Source organism: Citrobacter sp. EC_71 (genome assembly GCF_019584005.1).
In the GTDB taxonomy this organism is placed as follows: Bacteria; Pseudomonadota; Gammaproteobacteria; order Enterobacterales; family Enterobacteriaceae; genus Citrobacter; species Citrobacter werkmanii.
Window position 1 is genome coordinate 1 of record NZ_VDAY01000040.1, and the last position, 19513, is coordinate 19513.

Annotated in this window: 14 protein-coding genes and 4 pseudogenes; 8 read left to right on the forward strand and 10 right to left on the reverse strand. The window is 52.2% G+C overall.

Translation table 11 applies throughout. The features are described 5' to 3' along the window. Positions 1–173: 173 nt before the first annotated feature. The 3 genes and pseudogenes from FHD02_RS23315 to FHD02_RS23325 form a co-directional block, all read right to left on the reverse strand. A pseudogene (locus tag FHD02_RS23315) lies at positions 174–332 on the reverse strand (MFS transporter); the annotation flags it as partial. Continuing rightward, positions 328–1608 (reverse strand): DUF445 domain-containing protein, encoded by a 1281-nt coding sequence (locus FHD02_RS23320; protein ID WP_137371426.1) that lies wholly within the window; start codon positions 1606–1608, stop codon positions 328–330. The pseudogene FHD02_RS23315 and the gene FHD02_RS23320, both read right to left, overlap by 5 nt. Positions 1609–1683: 75 nt before the next feature. Continuing rightward, positions 1684–2610 (reverse strand): LysR family transcriptional regulator, encoded by a 927-nt coding sequence (locus tag FHD02_RS23325; RefSeq protein WP_137361739.1) that lies wholly within the window; start codon positions 2608–2610, stop codon positions 1684–1686. A gap of 219 nt (positions 2611–2829) precedes the next feature. Between FHD02_RS23325 and FHD02_RS23330 the strand changes: the two are divergent. From FHD02_RS23330 to FHD02_RS23340, 3 genes and pseudogenes are all read left to right on the forward strand, one after another. Next, positions 2830–4062 (forward strand): annotated as a pseudogene (locus tag FHD02_RS23330) (dicarboxylate/amino acid:cation symporter). Positions 4063–4093: 31 nt separating this feature from the next. Then, positions 4094–5284, forward strand: a complete 1191-nt coding sequence (gene metC, locus FHD02_RS23335) for a cystathionine beta-lyase (RefSeq protein ID WP_137361740.1) — start codon at positions 4094–4096, stop codon at positions 5282–5284. Between the two features lie 238 nt (positions 5285–5522). Further along, a complete protein-coding gene (locus tag FHD02_RS23340) occupies positions 5523–6083 on the forward strand; it encodes a DUF1440 domain-containing protein (RefSeq protein WP_042312593.1) in 561 nt (186 codons plus the stop codon). A gap of 84 nt (positions 6084–6167) precedes the next feature. On the opposite strand, the gene mdtM is transcribed toward FHD02_RS23340, so the two are convergent. The 3 genes from mdtM to FHD02_RS23355 form a co-directional block, all read right to left on the reverse strand. Continuing rightward, a complete protein-coding gene (mdtM, locus tag FHD02_RS23345) occupies positions 6168–7409 on the reverse strand; it encodes a multidrug efflux MFS transporter MdtM (RefSeq protein ID WP_220394356.1) in 1242 nt (413 codons plus the stop codon). Positions 7410–7734: 325 nt separating this feature from the next. Beyond that, on the reverse strand, positions 7735–8385 hold the full coding sequence (locus tag FHD02_RS23350; protein WP_042312589.1) for a LysE family translocator: 651 nt from the start codon (positions 8383–8385) through the stop codon (positions 7735–7737). A 48-nt stretch (positions 8386–8433) separates the two neighbouring features. Further along, positions 8434–9249 (reverse strand): AraC family transcriptional regulator, encoded by an 816-nt coding sequence (locus FHD02_RS23355; RefSeq protein WP_220394357.1) that lies wholly within the window; start codon positions 9247–9249, stop codon positions 8434–8436. 177 nt (positions 9250–9426) lie between these two features. Here FHD02_RS23355 and FHD02_RS23360 point away from each other — a divergent pair. Continuing rightward, positions 9427–9673, forward strand: a pseudogene (locus FHD02_RS23360) (ISNCY family transposase); the annotation flags it as partial. Between the two features lie 51 nt (positions 9674–9724). Here the strand turns inward: FHD02_RS23360 and FHD02_RS23365 are convergent. Further along, positions 9725–11137, reverse strand: coding sequence for a PLP-dependent aminotransferase family protein (locus FHD02_RS23365; RefSeq protein ID WP_137361744.1), 1413 nt, complete (start codon positions 11135–11137; stop codon positions 9725–9727). A 176-nt stretch (positions 11138–11313) separates the two neighbouring features. On the opposite strand from FHD02_RS23365, the gene FHD02_RS23370 reads away from it, so the two are divergent. The 4 genes from FHD02_RS23370 (at position 11314) to FHD02_RS23385 (ending at position 14220) form a co-directional block, all read left to right on the forward strand. Then, complete coding sequence (locus FHD02_RS23370; RefSeq protein ID WP_064507040.1) at positions 11314–11478, forward strand: DUF1127 domain-containing protein; 165 nt, start codon at positions 11314–11316, stop codon at positions 11476–11478. 149 nt (positions 11479–11627) lie between these two features. Then, positions 11628–12092: a MarR family winged helix-turn-helix transcriptional regulator gene (locus FHD02_RS23375; protein ID WP_048215013.1), complete on the forward strand. Its 465-nt coding sequence runs from the start codon at positions 11628–11630 to the stop codon at positions 12090–12092. 6 nt (positions 12093–12098) lie between these two features. Then, positions 12099–13166 carry an HlyD family secretion protein gene (locus FHD02_RS23380; RefSeq protein ID WP_079225565.1) on the forward strand — a complete coding sequence of 356 codons (1068 nt, stop codon included), beginning with the start codon at positions 12099–12101 and terminating at the stop codon, positions 13164–13166. After that, positions 13156–14220, forward strand: a complete 1065-nt coding sequence (locus FHD02_RS23385; RefSeq protein ID WP_137361745.1) for a DUF2955 domain-containing protein — start codon at positions 13156–13158, stop codon at positions 14218–14220. The genes FHD02_RS23380 and FHD02_RS23385 overlap by 11 nt, the downstream gene beginning before the upstream one ends. Before the next feature lie 98 nt (positions 14221–14318). On the opposite strand, the gene FHD02_RS23390 is transcribed toward FHD02_RS23385, so the two are convergent. From FHD02_RS23390 to FHD02_RS23400, 3 genes and pseudogenes are all read right to left on the reverse strand, one after another. Next, the gene (locus tag FHD02_RS23390) at positions 14319–17576 is read right to left on the reverse strand and encodes a type I restriction endonuclease subunit R (RefSeq protein ID WP_220394358.1); all 3258 of its coding nucleotides are present in this window, start codon (positions 17574–17576) and stop codon (positions 14319–14321) included. Then, positions 17573–18964, reverse strand: coding sequence for a restriction endonuclease subunit S (locus FHD02_RS23395; protein ID WP_220394359.1), 1392 nt, complete (start codon positions 18962–18964; stop codon positions 17573–17575). Before FHD02_RS23395 ends, FHD02_RS23390 begins: the two co-directional genes overlap by 4 nt. Continuing rightward, positions 18964–19404 (reverse strand): annotated as a pseudogene (locus FHD02_RS23400) (SAM-dependent DNA methyltransferase); the annotation flags it as partial. The gene FHD02_RS23395 and the pseudogene FHD02_RS23400, both read right to left, overlap by 1 nt. Between the last annotated feature and the right edge of the window lie 109 nt (positions 19405–19513).

The window sequence follows — 19513 nt, forward strand, 5'->3', positions numbered from 1 at the left end:
TGATCGGCATCGCTCAGTCCGGTTGGTGATTTTGGTTGGTTTGGCGATTGATCAGATCGCACAATCCGGGCTGAGTTCCCTTTCAGTGATCTACTATTCCGCGCAGCTATTTAGTTTGAATAGACCTGGTAATGAATTTATACCCTTTTAGGGTTAGCGAATCGCTGTTTATATCATTGCGTGAGACTGATAATCGCAGCAAAAAACAACGCAACGGCACCACACAGCGTGGCGCTAATGATGGCCTGAGCGCCGCTTCCCAGCAGATTAATATTGCGCGGCACGCTAAGTTGACGGGCGAGCGGCATCACCAGCAAGGTGGTCCCCTTAAAGATTCGCCAGCGTCAGCAGGGAAGGTATTTGCGACAGCAGATATAACAGCAGCCCAATAGAACCGCCGACCAGCGTGCCGTTGACGCGGATAAACTGCAAATCTTTGCCAATGTTTAGCTCAATTTGCTGTGACATATCGCGCGCATCCCAGCTTTTCACCGTGTCGCTAATGTGGCGCGTCAGGAAGGCGGCGAACTCCGGCGCAACCTTATGCGCGGCCTGCTCCAGATGCCCATTCAATGAAGCGCGCAGGGCGCTGTCGGCAACCAGCGTTTCACCGAACCACTGCCCGGCATTGGCAATGCGCTGCTTCACGCGAGAATCCTCGGTGTTGATGTCGGTTTTCAGCCACTGACGCAGGTCTGCCCACAGCTCGCCGAGATAACGGTTGAAGGCTTCGTCTTCTTTCAGATAGCTTTTGATGCTTTCCGCTCGCACGGCCATTTCCGGATCGTGTTTGAGCTTATCGATGAGCTTAAACGTCGCGCGATCGAAGGCGTGGCGGATCTGATGGGCGCGATCGTGGCTGATGTCATCCAGCAAGGAGTTTACGGCGTCAGAAACCAGCTCGGCGCTGTGCTCGCCCAGCCATTCGGTCGGCAGGATCTTCGCTTTCAGCGGATGTTCGGTCTCCAGCCAGTGCACGATCTGCCGGGCGATAAACGCTCGCGAGCTGTCGCGTTGTAACAGAGAGATCAGTTGGGCGATCAGCGTGTCGAGCAGCACCTGATGGCGATTGTTTTTGGTCATGCTTTCCAGCATCAATGCGCTGGTTTCTGAGAGATCAACCTTATCGATGGCCTTGTGCACCGCCCGCTTGATCAGCCGCTGAATGCGCGCGTCGTCGGTCAGTTCGAGAAAACCGCTCATAATTTGCAGCAGGTGCTGGCCAATACGCCGGGCATTTTCCGGCTGGCTGAACCAGTTTCCGATCAATAGCGCCGGTTCATGGCGGCGGATCAGCGCAACCAGGGACTGAGTGTCGAGAAATTTTTCCTGCACAAACTGTCCGAGATTTTCCCCGATCCGATCCTTATTGCGTGGGATAATTGCAGTATGTTGCGAGATAAACGGGATCGGCACCCGGCGAAAAAGTGCCACCACGGCAAACCAGTCCGCCAGTGCGCCGACCATCGCCGCTTCAGCGATCGCTTTGATTCCGAGCACCCAGAAGTTAGGCGGCAGAAACAGCGTGATAACGAAAGTGGCGGCGGCAATCAGCAGCAATGAGAGCGCCAGTCGCTTGGCGCGTTTGAGTTCAGCAATTTTATTCATAGGCTTAAGAATAGAGCCAGACGACAGGATCGCGCAAAAAATGTGGTGCGGCCCCCATTTTTAGGCGGCCAGATCTTACTCCGGGATCCAGTTGTCCCAGGCGGGTAAGGGACCGAGTTCCGCTACCAGAAAATCGATAAACGATCGTACCTTGGGATTGCTGTACTTACTGGGAAAATAGAGCGCATACAGGGCGTGAGTTTCACAGGTAATCGTGCCGTCGAGCATCAACGGCGTTATCTCTTCTTTTTGAATATGATCGCCAATCAGGTAGGTCGGCAAGTACGCCACGCCCTGATCTTCCAGTACCGACTTCAGTAATACCAGACTGCTATTGGCCTGGATCGGCATATGGAGTTTGAGCTGATGCAGACGATCCTGTCCATCAGCCACTTTTAACACAGGCGTGAGCCCCGGATACACCAGGCAATCATGGCTGACCAGATCGCTTCGGCGCTGGGGCATGCCTTTTTTGGCAAGGTAGCCGGGTGAGGCGCAGTACGCCCAGCGGACAGGCACCAGCTTGCGCATGGCATAGTTCTGCGGCGGCGCGGTAGAAATGCGCAGAGCGATGTCAAAATCCGTTTCGTTCAGATTCACGAAGTTATCGTTGAGATCGATATACAAATTCACATCCGGGAACTGAGTGCGATATTTATCCACCAGGTTCACCAATCGGGAATAGCCAAACGCAATTGAGCAGGTTATCCGTAATTCACCCTGCGGGCTGTGGTAATAACCGGAAGTAGTATTCAGCGTTTCATCGAATTCTTTCAAAAGCTTATTCGCGCGGTTGAAGAGATATTGCCCGGCGTCGGTTAGGGTAATACTGCGGGTGGTGCGTTTAATTAACGTCGTCCTCAGCGTGTCTTCCATCGCGGCCAGGCTTTTACTGACCGCAGACGGCGAGACGTTGAGCTGCACCGCGGCTTCTGACAGCCCCCCGCAATCGACGATTTTCGTAAAAAATTCCAGATGCTTGAGTGAAATCGGCGTACTCATAATTTCCTTTAATTCACAAGTGATTTGCAAAAACGGTACGGCCAGGCCGTTACATTCGGCTTTTAAACATGCAACTATTGAATCACAGGCAACAACTTGCTGGCAAAATGAAAAAATAACAACTTAGGTGAGTTACGTCACAGAATAAAAGGAGGCGCAACGGAAACTCATCACATTGTGAATTTAATCTCATTAATTATTATTCTAAAGGTACCGATTATGTGGTCACGACTCGAACCCTATAGATCGTCGATTATTTTATTAGTTGCTCTGGTGATTGGCGGCTTATTAGGTATTTATGCCCCATCGTTGGCAAGTAAACTTCAACCGATAGGTCAGATATTCTTAAACCTGTTATTTATGATCATTGTGCCGCTGGTGGGAATCAGCGTTATGTCTTCGATCGCCAGTATGACCGACCTGAAAAGGCTGGGGCGCATTATGGCGATTATCTTTATTGTTTCGATCGCGATGGCCTTTATTCCGGCGGCCGGGATCGTCGCGCTGGCGCTCTGGTATAACCCGGCGCAGGGAGTCACTATCGATCTCTCGCAGTCCGTACAGGCGGGTAGCGGCAAGATGGATTTTGTGAGCATGATTACCACCAGCGACTTTATTGGACTGTTTTCTAAGTCCAATATCCTGGCGCTGATCGTGATGGCGATCATTGCGGGTGTGGCGATTGGCCAATCGGATCAGGCTGGGAAACGCATTGCCTCACTGCTGGAAGATGCCAACACGGTGATCATGAAGATCGTCTCAATCATCATGAAGGTTGCGCCGATTGGTCTGGGCTGCTACTTCGCCGCCACCATGGCCAGCCAGGACTCTGCTCTGTTGCTAACCTTTGCCCGCGCCATTGGCCTGTTTATGGTTGCTACGCTGGTCTACTTTGTTTTTGGCTCTATTCTCTATTCGTACATTGGCGGCGGTATTCCGGCGGTGAAAGCCTTTTGGCGTAATGCGATTGAACCCTCTGCGACCGCGCTGGGAACCTGTTCTTCGCTGGGCACGCTACCGGTGACGCTGCGCGCCGGTAAAGCGATGGGGATCAACCCGGAAATCGTTGATGTCTCCATTCCGCTGCTGGTAAACCTGAATAAAGGCGGTGTGGCGATGATAGCCGCACTGAAAATTGTCTTTATCTATTCCGTGCTGGGTATGGAGTTCACCACTGAAACCTTCTTCCTGACGATGCTGATTGCGGTGCTCTCCGCCATTATCGTCGGCGGCGTGCCGGGCGGGGCGTTCCTTGGCTAGATCTTTATCGTCACCACGTTGGGTCTGCCGATGGAAGCGATCCCGATGCTGGTGGTACTGGGCACCATTACCGATGCGCCGGCTACATTGATTAACGTGATCCATGATTTGAACGCGGCACAGATTGTCGAACGGTTCGCTGGAAAAAAGCAGACCAACACTGAAATAAACTCTACTGCTGCGGTGGTATAGGTTTTCACACGGATTAAGAACAGGAGAAGTTATGAAAGACTCTATGAAGCTTGAAACGCATCTGGTCGTTGCTGGTCGCGACAAACGCTATACCCAGGGAGCGGTGAATCCGGTGATCCAACGCGCCTCTTCACTGGTGTTCGATACCGTGAAGGATAAGAAATTTGCCACCGCCAACCGTGCCAACGGCGAATTGTTTTACGGTCGTCGCGGAACCTATACGCATTTTGCCTTCCAGAAAGCCATGAGTGAGCTGGAAGGCGGTGTCGGCTGCGCGCTGTATCCGTGTGGAGCAGCAGCGGTGACCAATGCGATTCTGGCGTTCGTCCAAAGCGGCGATCATATTTTGATGACGGGTGCGGCCTACGAGCCAACCCAGGATTTTTGCAATAAGATCCTGAGTAAATTTAATGTGGAAACAACGTATTACGATCCGTTAATTGGGGCTGGGATCGTTGATCTTCTGCGTCCGGAAACGAAGGTGGTGTTCCTCGAATCACCAAGTTCTATCACGATGGAAGTCCAGGATGTGCCGGGAATGGTGCAGGCTATCCGCGCGGTGAACCCGGAGATTGTCATTATGATCGATAATACCTGGGCGGCGGGCGTTCTCTTTAAGGCACTGGATTTCGGGGTGGATATTTCCATTCAGGCAGGAACCAAGTACACCATAGGTCATTCGGACGGCATGCTGGGAACGGCGGTGTCTAACGCCCGCTGCTGGGACCGTTTGCGTGAGAACTCCTATCTGATGGGGCAAACGCTGGATGCCGACACAGCCTACAGCGGTAGCCGCGGATTACGTACGCTGGCGGTACGTCTGAAGCAGCATCATGAGAGCAGTATTCACATTGCCCGCTGGCTGTCGGCAAGGCCGGAAGTGGCGCGGGTAAATCATCCGGCATTAGCGGAATGTCCGGGACATGAGTATTTTCAACGTGATTTTGTCGGAAGTTCTGGCTTGTTCTCGTTTGTGCTGAAAAAGAGACTGACCGACGAGCAGATGGCGAATTTCCTCGATAACTTCTCGCTGTTCCATATGGCCTATTCGTGGGGCGGATTTGAGTCACTCATTCTGGCGAATCAACCGGAAGAGCTGAACAGCATTCGCCCGGCCGGAGAGGTTGATTTCAGCGGCACGCTGGTCAGGGTGCATATTGGTCTGGAAGATGTTGACGATCTGATTGCCGATCTGGAAGCGGGGTTTGCGCGCATCGCGTGAAGTAACACATTCGCTGCCGGATGGCGCTGATGCTTATCCGGCCTACATAACCCAGTAGGCCGGATAAAACGCCTGTACGACATTTGTGATGACGCTATATTTACAATCAAATTAACTCATAAGTAGTCATTTAAGATCATTTTTTATCAAAAGTAATCTTCATCACAATTTTTAGCATCCCTCCTGGGTAGCATAGCCACTGGTTTTAAGTGTTATGGCATATAAGGGATGATGAGTTATGAAGCTGAAAGATTTATTCTCACGGACACCGACGGAACGCCGGCATTATGGCGTTGCCGTGTTAGTCGGTATCGTTTCCGGCGTACTTTCTGCATTTGTTAAGTGGGGGGCCGAAGTTCCGCTTCCACCCAGGACATTTTCTCTGGGAAGAAATGAGTTTAATCCTCCGTACCTTTTTCTCCGGGACTATTTAGGGATTGACCCCACGCAAACGGTCTATACCTTTTCTGAACATGTGATTAATCCGGTTATGGTCACGCACATCATATTTTCATTAGTGTTTGCGGTTGGGTATTGCGTTGCCGCTGAAATTTTTCCAAAAGTTAAACTTTGGCAGGGGGTACTGGCAGGTTTAATCGTGACGGTGGCAGTTCATGGCATCTTCATTCCCGCCCTTCATCTTTCGCCGCCTTTGTCTCAGCTACCATTTGATGAATATGTGTCGGAAATTATTGGACATATTTTCTGGTTTTGGGTCATTGAAATGATTCGTCGCGACCTGCGTAATCGGATTACGCATGAACCCGATGCGGAAGTTTCGCTATCTCTCGCCAGATGATTAAAAGTTGATGCACTATGATGGATTGCCCCCGACCGCTAAACACAAAACCAGTGTTCGCGAATGGGGGCGGTTCATAGGAGGTTAACTCTCTGTGACTAACGCGGTGGCCTCATGCTGACGTACGCGCTTCAGTAAGCCTGCCAGCGTGAACACGACGGCAATACCTGCCACCACCGCCAGCAGATGAAACGAAATCCTGCCGCCGTTAAACCATAACCAACGCCCAATTTCGACAGAAACCGCCATCACCGTCAGGATCACCATATTCAACGATGCGGAAACCGTACCCTTCGGTAAGTTGTTGGAAAACAGCGTAAAGCGGAATAACGTTGGGAAGATCATCCCAATGCCAAACGCATACAGGCTGGTCCCCAGCACTGACCACAACCACACGTGCGGCCACAGTAAATTGCCAGCAATCAGTACCGCCAGCCCGCTCAACTGAATGGGCACCGCTCGCCAGATAAAGCGTGGCCGGGTCGGATCCTTCACAAAGCGCACGACCACCATATTGGCGACGATCACCGCGCCAAATACCGGTGCTTGCGCCCAGGCAAACTGGGATGTGGTTATGCCGCCAGCATCAATGAGGATCACCGGTGAGACTGCCACCCAACTCATCATCGGGATATAGCTCAACGACAGCGTGGCAGCGCCAAACAGGAATACCCGGTTGCGGAAAACGTCGCGAAAATCACGCACTACGCTGCGCGCACTGAACGGCACCGCGCCACGCTGGACGGTTTCTGGCATCGCTAACGTGAGTCCAATGAGTGCGATAAGCCCCATGACGGCGATAATGGCAAACAAGATCTTCCAGTGTACAAAGTGCATCAGCGCCGCTCCTGAGAGCGGGCCGATAACCGGTGCCACCAGCACAATAGAGGTGATTACCGCCATTAGCTTAATAGCCTTTGTTTGCCCAAATGCCTCCTGCACCGTGACATAGCCGACGGTGGCGATAAAACAGATGCTGGTGCCTTGCACAAAACGGGCGGCCAGAAATTGCGTCATCGAGGTGGTGAACAATGTGGCGGCGCAGGCGAGCGTAAAAATTAGCGCTCCCGCAATCAGTACCGGACGGCGGCCAATCCGATCGGAAAGCGGTCCTAACAACCATTGCAGCGCCATACCACCAGCCAGATAGAGGCTGACCGCCGCGGGCGCCAGGCTGACGTCGGCGTTGAAATCGCGTACGACATTAATGATGCCGGGCTGAATCAAGTCCGTCGACAGATAGGCGGCGAAATCATACAAAATCAACGCAATAGGAAAAAATAGCGTCGTAGCGCGTTGGGAGAAAAACGCGAGAATCCGTTGCATAAAACAGCTCCTTGTCGGGAGAAAACCCTCAACGGGAATAGCGAAATTCAATACCGTCTTTGAGACGTCAGACCGATAACAGAATAAAAGCAGACTGCAAATGTACTGAATTTCATGTAATCAAAAACGCTGTCTGCGTGAAGCGCAAACAGGAGAAACGCTCACTAACGCGGGGTCAGAAAGCGTAACGATTACAGGTAACAATCAGCACATCGCACCTCAGGAAGAGTAAGTTGAACGGGTAGTGACCATCCGCAGTGTAATGCGGATTGGATATTAATTAAACGAGTTTATCCGGTTTATTTGCAGAAAATCGCCACGTTAATCAGAGTACGATGCTCTGCAAAAAACGCAGCGCGATGGCACAACCGAAGATGACCAATACGCCGCCGGCGATACGTTCTACCCACACTATCCCGCTGGTTAACCGTCGCTGGATCTGCGGTAAACCGATGAACATCACGATCAGCAAATCCCAGAACAGCACCACGCTGGTCATCCATATCCCGCTCACGCTTTGTTGTAGCAACGTCACCGACGGGCCGAGCAGAGCGGTCATTAGCGCCAGATAAAACAACGCATTTTTCGGGTTGAGTAGTGACGAAGCTAACCCCAGCAGCAACTGTTTGCCAAACCCTGGACAGGTAGACTGGGCGTCTGCTCCGGTCAGCGTTTGCGGGCGGCTGCGTATCAACAGGCTGCCAATCCACAATAAATAGAGCGCGCCTAACAGCTCAATAACCGTAAACAGCAGAGGAAGCTGGCGCAGGATCCCCCAACCGATAATCGCCAGCATGATATACAGCCCGTTGCCGAGGGCGATCCCCACGCACAGCCCGGCGCTGCCGCGCATCCGGTAACGTACGGCATAGCCGACCAGTAAAAAGAAGTCCGGCCCCGGGCTGAGGAGTGCGACAAAATGCGCCAGCGCCAGCGCGGGAAAAGCAGAAGGGAAAAGTAAGGAAAGCAGCGACATAATGACCTCAGAGAAGGAATCCGAGTTCACCCTACGCCTGACGCCGCGCTAATTATTGTCTGATATTGATCGTCCTGATGCGTATTGACGCGGTGTGGCCGCGGTGTAGCGCACAAAGGTGCGATGGAAATGGCTCTGGTCGGCAAACCCGCTCTGGTAGCCGGCATCCGCAATTTCGTCCCCTGCACGCAACCGCTGGCGGGCATAGTTAACTCTCAGGATATTCAGATAACTCCCCGGCGTCAGGCCGGTGTCCTGCTTAAAGTTACGGATCAGCGTCTCTTTACGCATGCGGCATTCATACGCCAGCTCGTCCAGCGAGGGAGGCGCAAGCAAACTGGACTGCAGCCGTTCACGCAGATACGTGCTGGCTGGGCTAAGGTGTTCCGTTTTTACTGATTGCAACGGCAGCGAGCGCAGCAGTGCCTGCGCGGCATCGGTTATCTGTGTCGTTTGTTTGCGCTGCATGAGCGCCACGAGGCGCAAATAACGCTGGAATAATTGCGGATCGCGGATAACGGGATTGCGTGGGTAAAGTTGCTGATTGCTGCTCAGCGCAGGCAGATGGTTCAGGCACCACTGGGCATCAAGATAGAGCATATGGTAACTGCGAAACCGCCCATTAACGGGGTTACAGCTGTGAGGTGCCAGCGATGGGATCACAATGAGATCGCCTGAGCTCAGGAGGTATTCTTTGCCATCACACTGGCAGCAAGTCTCACCCTCAAGAATAGCCCCAATCGAGAGCTGAGAATGATGATGACGTTTATAGGCTTGATGACTACGCCAGGTGCTGCGCAGCTCCAGCCACGGCAACTGCTCATCACGCCAGAACGATTGTGGAATATCCCGGGTATGCGTCACATCGTGCCCTCCATGAAAGTGATGATTTGTTATAGCACAGGGCGTGCGGCGAAAAAGCGGGAATGTGCATTGAGGTTGTAATTCTGCGGGACGCGTTCCAGACCAATGCAGACATTACAAAGGGACCTTTTTATCTCTGAAATCGCCTCGCAAAGAGAGAAAGTTGCAGGTGAGGGGCTTATGGGGTTTGTTGAACAAATTGTTTCCCTGCTACTTACTGGACTGACTAATGACAGCCAGATAAAGACGCTGTTTAATTATATTTTGCAAACTGGCGATGCACCTCGATTCAGTGAGTTTATTCGTGGGGTCGCTGAACGTTCACCGCATTGCTCGTACCATGCTGGCAGACGGCATTGATATCAGCACAGTACAAAAAATTACCCGGCTATCCGCTGAAGATATGCAGGGCTTAAGCCATTAGATCTACCTGCAGTTATGTATACGTCAGCTTGGTCGTGCCGGATTTGCTGATTTACTCCATCGCCGTTTTCACCGCCTCGCCGAGCTTTTGCATGACTTCCCGATGCTTCTCGTTTGGCGGCAATGCACAATTGATGCGTACGCAGTTGCGGTATTTACCGGATGCAGAGAATAGTGAGCCAGGCGCGACCTGGATTTTCAGGCGACATAGCTGTTTGGCAACGCAGACCATATCGACCTGCTGTGGTAATTCCACCCACAGCATAAAGCCGCCTTTTGGTCGGGTGACGCAGATCCCGCAGGGGAAATATTCCCGTACCCAGCAGGTATAGATCTCCATATTGCGCTGGTAGATCTGACGCATACGGCGAACATGACGATGATAATGCCCATCACGCACGAAGGTGGCGGCCGCCAGCTGCGTAGCAGGAACGTTAGTGCCGATGACAGCATATTTCATATGCAGAAATTTATCGTGATAACGACCGGGAATAACCCAACCAACGCGCAATCCCGGCGCCACGGATTTGGTAAATGAGCTGCACAGTAGCACCCGACCGTCGCTGTCCCAGGAATGGATTGTGCGTGGACGTGGATATTCTGTGGCAAGCTCTCCGTACACATCATCTTCAAAAATAACAATATCGTGCTGCTGGGCGAGCGCGAGCACAGCGCGTTTACGCACATCCGGCATAATAAAGCCGAGCGGGTTGTTGCAGTTAGGAACCAGGATCACCCCTTTAATCGGCCACTGATCCAGCGCCAGTTCCAGTGCTTCAATGCTGATCCCGGCATCTGGATCGGTCGGAATCTCAATAACTTTGATCCCTAATCCGCGTAGCAGCTGCATGGTGCCGTAATAGGCGGGAGATTCAACGGCGACAATATCGCCAGGCTGGCAGACCGTTAGCAGCGCCAGCGACATTCCGCTCTGGCTGCCATTAGTAATCACAATATCATCCGCAGTGACGACCGAACCGCCGTCCAGCATGAGCCGGGCAATCTGTTGACGCAATTCCCGACAGCCAGGTAATTCATCGTAACCCAGCACCGCCTTGAGATTATGCTGCGCCACACGGCTTAGCTCGCGCCACAGTGGCTTCAGGCTGGGTTGGTTGATATCGGGCACGCCACTGCTAAAAGGGATTATCGATTTATCCGCATGACCTGCCAGCATGTCCAGCACCTGATCCCACTGGGTTATCTCGACCGGACGCTGTACCGGGCGCGACATTGGCGGCACCGGCGGTTGTGCTTTTTGTGGCGCGACAAAATAACCGGAACGCGGCTGCGGCGTGATCAGCTGTAGTTGTTCCAGCGTCTGATAGGCCTGCTGGACGGTGCTGATACTGACCCCATGTTCCTGACTCAAGCTACGCACCGAAGGCAATTTTTCGCCATGGCGATACAGCCCCTGCTCAATGCGTTCGGCCAGCAGATTGGCCAGATGTTGGTAACGCGTCATGCTGTATCCCTCATGGGTGCCATACAGATTAAAAAACCAGTACAGATTGGCGTGAAAAAAGCGATGCAGAACTCTTTTTAACCAATCTGTATGTTAAATAAAAGTACTTTGTGAGTCTGTATTGTTCAGACCCAAATCCGTGAATATAAAGCCTCTGGCAAGGTGGGAGGCAAGGTATGGAATTTCATGAGAACAGAGCAAAGCAGCCGTTTATTGGGTTTGTACTGATCTGGCGGGCATACAAAGCATGGCGGCTACGGGCGCAAACGCGGCGTCTGTTGCACCAGATGAGCGATGAGCGCCTACGTGACGTCGGGCTGCGACGCGATCAGGTGGAGTAATTATTTTCTATCGACCGAGGCCGGGTGTTAGCGCATCCGGCCTCTTTTATATTCACGGTGTTTATCAATTCATGCTTGTTGATAGTATGTTTCTTGATACTTACCATGATAAGTATTATTTTCTTCATCAGCGATGAGGGAAAAGAAATATGACTGAAGATGAACTGTTTGCCCGCCGTCCGATGGGGATGCGCATGGCGATGGTGGTGCGTCAGTGGCGGGCCATTATTGATGCTGCCATCACCGATACTGGCCTGACGCAATCAAGCTGGACGGTATTGATGCAGCTGTATCAACTGGGAGACAACGTCTCGGTCAGTGAACTGGCGGAGGTGCAGGGCATTGAACTGCCGCCGCTGATGCGCACCCTTACACTACTGGAAAAGCAGGGCTACCTGCTGCGTTCCACATCGCCTTATGACAAACGCATCCGACTGTTAACGCTGACCGCGCAAGGCCGCTCAAGGCTTGAAGAACTTAACCGGGTGATTGAGACATACCAACATCGCGTCACCTGTACCATTCCTGAAGCGGAGCTTGCCGCCTTTAGCACGACGTTAAATCAACTCGCCTGCAATTTGCGGACAATCCGCGAAGAAGACAATCAACACTAAAAAACTATGATGACCCCAGAACAAAAATTTGCCCGTTGGGTAAGGGTGAGTATTGCCGCTTTCCTGGTAATATTCGCTTGGTTTATCGTTGCTGATATCTGGATCCCGCTGACACCGGACTCCACGGTGATGCGCGTGGTAACGCCTGTTTCTTCACGCGTATCCGGCTACGTCTCGCAGGTGCATGTACATAACAATAGCCAGGTGAAAAAGGGCGATTTGCTGTACGAACTGGATCCGACGCCGTTTATCAATAAGGTTGAGGCCGCGCAAATCGCCCTTGAGCAGGCGAAGCTGAGCAACCAACAGCTGGATGCCCAGATCGCTTCTGCGCGCGCTAATCTGCGCACCGCGCAATTCAACGCCCGCAACGATAAGACCACCTTTGACCGCTATCAACGCCTGAGCGCCATGCAGAATGTGTCGCAATCCGATCTCGATAAGGTGCGCACCGCCTGGCAGACCAGCGAACAGTCGGTGGCGGCGCTCAACGCCAGTATTCAGAACCTGCTGATCCAGCGCGGCGAGCGCGATGACAAGCGCAACGTGACGCTGCAAAAATACCGTAACGCGCTGGAAGAGGCGCAGCTGAACCTCAGCTGGAGCAAAGTGTATGCCCAGACCGACGGTATAGTGAGTAACCTCCAGCTTAGCCCCGGACTTTACGCCACCGCCGCCACGCCGCTACTGGCGCTGGTCAGCCATCAGACCGATATCGTGGCCGACTTTCGCGAGAAAAGCCTGCGCCACACTCGCGTGGATACCGATGCCGCCGTGGTGTTCGACGCCATGCCGGGCAAGGTTTTCTCTGCCCGCGTCACCAGCAGTGATGCCGGTATTCTGGCGGGCCAGGAGCAGGTTAACGGCCAGCTGTCGCAGCCGGAACAGTCCACCCGCTGGGTGCGTGATGCCCAGCGTATGCGTATTCACGTAGCGCTGAACGAACCGCTCGACACGCCGTTACCGACCGGGGCGCGCGCCACGGTACAGCTGTATAACAGCGAGGGGATGTTCGCTCGCACTTTTGCCGGGGCGCAGATCCACCTCGTTAGCTGGCTGCATTATGTCTATTAACACGCTGGCCCACGTCTTTACGCCGCACGGGAATATCGTCTACACCGCCAATGACTTTCGCCAGACCCTGCGGATTTCCGTCGCCGGGACAATCGCGCTGAGTATCTCGACCTTCTACAACGTGCAGTACGGCGTATTTTTTGTGGTTTATCCGCTGATGCTGCTGTCGCTGGTGCCGGTATTCAACCGCCATGTGGCAAAACAGTTTGTGTTCAGCGCGGCGGTGAACTGCGTTGAAATGGTGCTAATCGTCGGCTATCTCTCACAATGGCCGCTAATTATGACGCTGGTGGTGTTCGGCCTGTATGTGATGCGTTTTCGTTTTATGAGCAAAGGGCCGCTGTTTCTGCTCGGTTCGATGGGCGTGGTATGCCAGAGCACGATGCTCAACTTTATGAGCTATCCCACCACCAACTGGCATACGCTGATGTTCTCCAATATGGAGGCCTGCGTCATGGCGGTGGCGCTGAGCGCGCTGCTGCATTATCTGATCCCGGACGTGGAACCCCGCCAGCCGCCGCCGCGCATTGAAAAAGATGCCGCTAGGGTGCGCCACGAGTCGCTGCTTTCCGGCACGGTGGCGACGATGATTTTTGTTGTCTTTCAGATCTGTGACTTGAGTGATTCGCTGTCGGCGCTGATGGCGGGCATTTTGATCCTTTTTCCGATGCACTATCGCGGGGCGGTGATTAGCTCGATCTGGCGTGTGGTCGGCGTGGTGCTGGCCTGTCTGTATATTCTGCTGGTGCAGTTGCTTATCTATGATTTCAGCAACCACATGGTGCTGATGATGCCGCTGATTGGCCTTGGGCTGGCATTCAGCGCCCGCCTGCACGTAATGGAAAAAGTCGGCGCAGGCGTCGGCTTTGCCAGTATCACCACCATCGGCATTATGTTTGGCCAGAACCTGCACCCGGATCAGGACCTGGTATTCAGCGATCTGTACCGTATCACCTCCGTCACCGTCGCGCTGGTGGCAACGCTGACAATGGTCTTCCTGGTGCACCGGATGTTGAACTGCTTTGCCGCGACGCGGTTTGTGATTACTGAGTGACTGGACAGTAAGTGCCGGATGGCGGCTGCGCCTTATCCGGCCTACAGAAGAAGGCTTCCAGGCCCGGATGGCGGTCGCCATCCAGCAATAATCAACACTTAAGCAGGCAACGCGAAATGACCTGTTGCCATATCAAACATCAGGCGGGCAAAGCCCTCAGCGCACTGCGGGTTTGATAAATACTGCAGCATAAATTCTTGTCGCGCTTCGTCGCTGTCCATCACCGCGTCATCCACCGCTTTGAAAAAATCGCCTAATATTGCCTGTTCGGGGCTGTTATTCCTGATTTGTTTCATCACGGTTTCATTCTCAGTGATTTTATTAAACACGGTCATCGCGCTGCTGAGCATATCTTTATCCGTCAGATGATCGGTAATAAACAGCTCATTCATGCGCGACAAAATATGCGACAGAAATTCCTCTTTCTTGTCTTTTGGTTTTGCCGTACCCACGTCGTTGCTGGGATCGAGCGTATATTCCGCTGCATCTTCCTGTAGTTTCAGATGCTGTTCGTGGATCTTCGATAAGCGATAGTGGCTCATCTCTACGTTGCTGAGATCGATCTCGTCTTCTTCCAGTCGCTGTTCGTGCAACAAAGGTCGTAGATGGCGGGCGAACAGGCTGAGCTTTTCCAGATCTTTATCATCGTATTCGACGATCTGCGACATAAACTCGTAGAAGCGCACAAAGCTGCCGAGATCCTTTTTGAAAATCTCCAGCCGATCTTTTTCCTGCTTGCAGGCTTTGAAGCTGTTTTCAGCGTTGGTGATCAGCACCACATCGCCGGTTTTTTTGGTTCTTTCGAACATCTCTTTGGCGGTCAGGTAAGCGTCAATAGCGAGGGCATAGCGCTTCTGCCAGCGCTCAACGGCCGGGCGGCAGATATTACTTATGGCGGCGTTGGATTTGTTTTTCGTAAAAAACGCGTCACAGAACTGATCCACCTCGTTCCACTGGAAAATCTGGCTGGCTCGTAGTTTCTCAAACAGATCAAATACCTGCTGGGGATCGCTGACGTCGGTTAGCTCGGCGGTCTGATAATAGGGCTGGAAGGCATCCAGAATATCCTGCGGATCGTTATAAAAATCGAGCACAAAAGTGCCGGACTCCGCTTTGCCCGGATAGGTACGATTCAGGCGCGAAAGCGTCTGGACGCACTCAACGCCACCGAGGGCTTTATCGACATACATGGCGCACAGCTTAGGCTGGTCAAAACCGGTCTGGAACTTATTGGCGACCAGCATTACCTGGTAATCATCGCTGTCGAACGCTTTACGCATATCCCGGCCTTTCAGCCCCGGATTCATGTTTGCTTCTGTGAACTTCTGGTTCAGGAATGCTTCGCTGTTATGGTCGCTCCCCTGAAACTCGACTTCGCCGGAAAATGCCACCATGGCGCTGATTTTTGCATAACGGTTTTCGGCGATGTACTTATCAAATGCCAGCTTGTAGCGCACCGCCGCTTTGCGTGAACTGGTGACCACCATCGCTTTTGCCTGCCCGCCGAGCAGGTTCATCACATGCTTGCGAAAGTGCTCGACGATCACTTTCACCTTCTGAGAGACGTTGTAATCGTGCAGCGTGACCCACTGGTTTAACCTGACTTTGGCCCGATTGCTGTCCACTTCGCGGTCTTTATCTTCCAGCTTTTGCAGCAGCTGATACGCCACTTTATAGCTGGTGTAGTTTTTCAGTACATCGAGAATAAAGCCTTCCTCAATGGCCTGACGCATGGTGTATACGTGGAATGCCGCCGGTTTGTTGGTGGCCGATGCTGGTTCGCCTGGGTGCGGGAGGCGACCAAAAAGCTCCAGCGTTTTGGCCTTCGGTGTGGCGGTGAACGCATAATAGTTCAGATTGCCGCTGTTGCGACGCGCGGCAATGGTGGCGTTGAGGCTGTCCTCTGACGACAGTACCGTGTCGTCGTCCCGCTCTTCACTCATCAGCACTTCTTTTAGCTGCCGCGCCGTGGACCCGCTTTGCGACGAGTGCGCTTCATCGGCAATCACCGCGTATTTACGCTGCTTCAGGCTGACGCTATTTTCAATCGCTTTCAGTACGAACGGGAAGGTCTGGATGGTGACGATAATAATCGGCTGAGAGTGTTCCAGCGCGCTGGCCAGTTTTTCTGACTTGGAGCCATCGCCCTCTTTATTATTTATACGCCCGACCACGCCGTCGGCATGTTCGAACTGGTAGATGGTGTCCTGCAGTTGGTCGTCGAGCACCGTGCGGTCGGTGACCACAATAACCGAGTGAAACCGCTTCTCGCCGCTGTCATCATACAGGCGAGACAACTGGTGCGCAGTCCAGGCGATGGAGTTCGACTTGCCGGAACCGGCGCTGTGCTGGATCAGATATTTGTTGCCGGTCCCCTCGAGCGCCGCGGCCTGCAGCAGTTTGTTGACCACATCCCACTGGTGATAGCGCGGGAAGATCAGGCTCTCTTTTTTGTACTTCTGCCCGTTCCAGCGCTCTTTCTCTTCGATTTGCAGATGCACAAAGCTGGCGAGGATTTTCAGCAGGTTATCCGGCAGTAGCACCTCGTTCCACAGATAGTCGGTCGCATAGCGGCCCGCGTCTTCCGGGATGTCGTTGCCCGCGCCGCCTACTTTGGTGCCTTTATTGAACGGCAGGAAGAAGGTATCGTCGCCCGCGAGTTTGGTCGCCATATAGACGTCGAACTGGCTGACGGCGAAGTGCACCAGCGCCCCGCGCTTAAAGGTCAGCAGCGGCTCGGGCTTGTTGGTGGCCGGATCTTTCGGTAAGCGAGTTTTCTTATACTGGGTGATGGCGTTCTGTACCGCCTGCTTAAACTCGGATTTCAGCTCCAGCGTGGCGACCGGCAGACCGTTGATAAACAGCACCAGATCGATACGCCAGCGTTTCGCTTTCAGTTCACTTTCATGGGCTGCACTGGCGTACGGACTGTAGACCAGCTCCGGCACGATCCGGCAGAGATTCTGCCGGTAGCGCGCGAGGGTGTCCGGGTTGAGCATGTGCTCTGGCTTAAACTGGCAGAAAAAGAAGCGCGCGTTACGGATTTTCAGCCCATGACGCAGTACGCCGAGCGTGCCCCAGCTGCGCGACAGCATATCGGTGGCGTTGATATCGGCTTTTTGAAGCTGGCTGACGACGGCGTCGAGGAAATGACGTTCGCTGTCGTTGGGGTAGATCTTCGCGAATTTTTCCCACTCCTGCGGCTGGGTGGTTTGCACAAATTGCAGCGTATCCTGCACGTAGAGCGCGCGTTCGCGGTCGTAGCCGTCACTTTTGCCGACGACCCAACCGTTGGCGGACATCTGGTGGATGATGTCGTTTTGCAGGTTGATCTCGCGGGTGATGTCGGAGGTCATTGGGCGGCCTCCGCTTCGGCTGTGGTTTGCTCGTTGGGCGCGCGCCAGTGACGGACGTCGATTTTGCCGGTGACGGCGGCGGAGATGAGGGCGGTGCGGCGTTCTTGCATTAGTGAAATTTGAGTTGTTGCGGCGCTAATTAATTCTTCAAATTTAATACACTTAAGGTGAAGGTAACTTGCAATTTTTATTGCCTCTTCTAATGGTGGGCGGGTTATATGCATATTACCTATGACACCCATTCCTATATTTTGCTGGGTGCCAAAACTCCAATTTAACTCAATGGCAGTTTGAAAATTTTTCGAACGAAGGAAATTCAATGTGAAATATGGATGTGTAGAAGCATTACATCTTATAACTGCTAATGGCGACCATATATTAAATTCAGTATCAGTTTCTACAATTGCTGTGACTCCAGTAGTTGCTCCTGATTTTACCATGTAAATATCATTTATCAGTGGGCTATATTTTTTACTGAATCTAATGTTGTCTTTATGGGAAATAAATGCCCGTTGTTTTGAAAAATCGATTTTACCTGATGATATAGCCTCGGCTGAAATGAAAGGGATACCTTCATCTAGAAAGACTGGTGTTTCATGTGGGCCATCAGTAATAGGTATACTAACAATATTTTTTATTGCGCAGATTACCCAATCTTGTGGAATTTTTCCCAACCACTCGACACCAGAATCTTTCATCGGTACATCAGGATTTAGCCCTTTGGTCACCGCATGGCTAATCACTGCCTGACGTTTTTCTTTTAGTAGTTCAATAAGCTGTTGTTGTTTCTCGATAAGGTTATCGATTTTTGCAGTTTCGCGATCGAGGAAAACCGCAATTTGATATTGATCTTTATTTGAAGGGAAGCAAAATCGCTCCATCAAATAAGAACCGGAATCAATGTTCTGAATACCTGTGGTTTGCTTTATTGATGGATAATTTACATTTCCTGCATATAGCTGTGAAAAAGCATATTTGAGGAATTGATTATTATATCCACGACGTGGAGTCATTTTAGCAACAAAGTTAGAGGTTATAGCATCGTATTCTTTGTCAAATAATACAACGCAACCAACTAGGGTTTTATCACCACCACCAGATTTCTCAATTAATAAGTCTCCTTTTTTAAGTAGGCGAGTTTCTCTATCCTTTAGAGGAATAGATCTGGTAGTTAATTTCAAATCTGAGATCAGGAAATGTTGACGATCAAAGTCAGCAACTCGTAATACAATGATATCATCTTTTCCGTCTGGCTCTCCTCCCCAAATTCCATTAGTACATCCCTTTACTGAACGTTTCATTGAGTGAATATCCCAATGTGCTGGTATCTCCCCCAGCCACTCTACCCCGGAATCCTTATACTCCGGATACGTCTTATACTTAGCCATCAGGAGTGTACCTCCCGCAGCAGATGCATAATCTCCGCACTCACCGCATCTAAATCAGCATCAATCTCTTCCAGCGATCGCGGCGGCGTGTACACATAGAAATGACGGTTAAACGGGATCTCGTAGCCGACAATGCCGATCTCGCCATCAATCGCATCGCGTTTATCGGCGTTGATCCATGCATCCGCCACGTGCGGTAGCACTTCCGCCTCGAAGTAGCTCTCGATCAAATCGCTGGTAGAAACGGCGGGATTGAGCGGCACGTTTTCGTTATCACGCAGATCGCCGTCCTGCTCAAATTCGACCACCTGACCATGATAGGCAAACGCACCGTACAGCGGCTGGGCGTCTTCTTTTAATATCTTCTTCACCACCGGTGCGGCGTCCGGGTTTTTGCGGGTAACGGTGTCGATAAACTGCTTATTCTCTTTGGCATCTAAATAGCTGCGCGGAATAGTAGATCACTGAAAGGGAACTCAGCCCGGATTGTGCGATCTGATCAATCGCCAAACCAACCAAAATCACCAACCGGACTGAGCGATGCCGATC

Bases quoted from the DNA above. Each gene is read 5' to 3' on its own strand.
- FHD02_RS23340 (WP_042312593.1), top strand. From the start codon at position 5,523: ATGAAGCTGAAAGATTTATTCTCACGGACACCGACGGAACGCCGGCAT.
- mdtM (WP_220394356.1), bottom strand. From the start codon at position 7,409: ATGCAACGGATTCTCGCGTTTTTCTCCCAACGCGCTACGACGCTATTT.
- FHD02_RS23385 (WP_137361745.1), top strand. From the start codon at position 13,156: ATGTCTATTAACACGCTGGCCCACGTCTTTACGCCGCACGGGAATATC.
- FHD02_RS23350 (WP_042312589.1), bottom strand. From the start codon at position 8,385: ATGTCGCTGCTTTCCTTACTTTTCCCTTCTGCTTTTCCCGCGCTGGCG.
- FHD02_RS23365 (WP_137361744.1), bottom strand. From the start codon at position 11,137: ATGACGCGTTACCAACATCTGGCCAATCTGCTGGCCGAACGCATTGAG.
- FHD02_RS23395 (WP_220394359.1), bottom strand. From the start codon at position 18,964: ATGGCTAAGTATAAGACGTATCCGGAGTATAAGGATTCCGGGGTAGAG.
- FHD02_RS23370 (WP_064507040.1), top strand. From the start codon at position 11,314: ATGGAATTTCATGAGAACAGAGCAAAGCAGCCGTTTATTGGGTTTGTA.
- FHD02_RS23325 (WP_137361739.1), bottom strand. From the start codon at position 2,610: ATGAGTACGCCGATTTCACTCAAGCATCTGGAATTTTTTACGAAAATC.
- FHD02_RS23375 (WP_048215013.1), top strand. From the start codon at position 11,628: ATGACTGAAGATGAACTGTTTGCCCGCCGTCCGATGGGGATGCGCATG.
- FHD02_RS23320 (WP_137371426.1), bottom strand. From the start codon at position 1,608: ATGAATAAAATTGCTGAACTCAAACGCGCCAAGCGACTGGCGCTCTCA.
- FHD02_RS23380 (WP_079225565.1), top strand. From the start codon at position 12,099: ATGATGACCCCAGAACAAAAATTTGCCCGTTGGGTAAGGGTGAGTATT.
- FHD02_RS23390 (WP_220394358.1), bottom strand. From the start codon at position 17,576: ATGACCTCCGACATCACCCGCGAGATCAACCTGCAAAACGACATCATC.
- metC (WP_137361740.1), top strand. From the start codon at position 4,094: ATGAAAGACTCTATGAAGCTTGAAACGCATCTGGTCGTTGCTGGTCGC.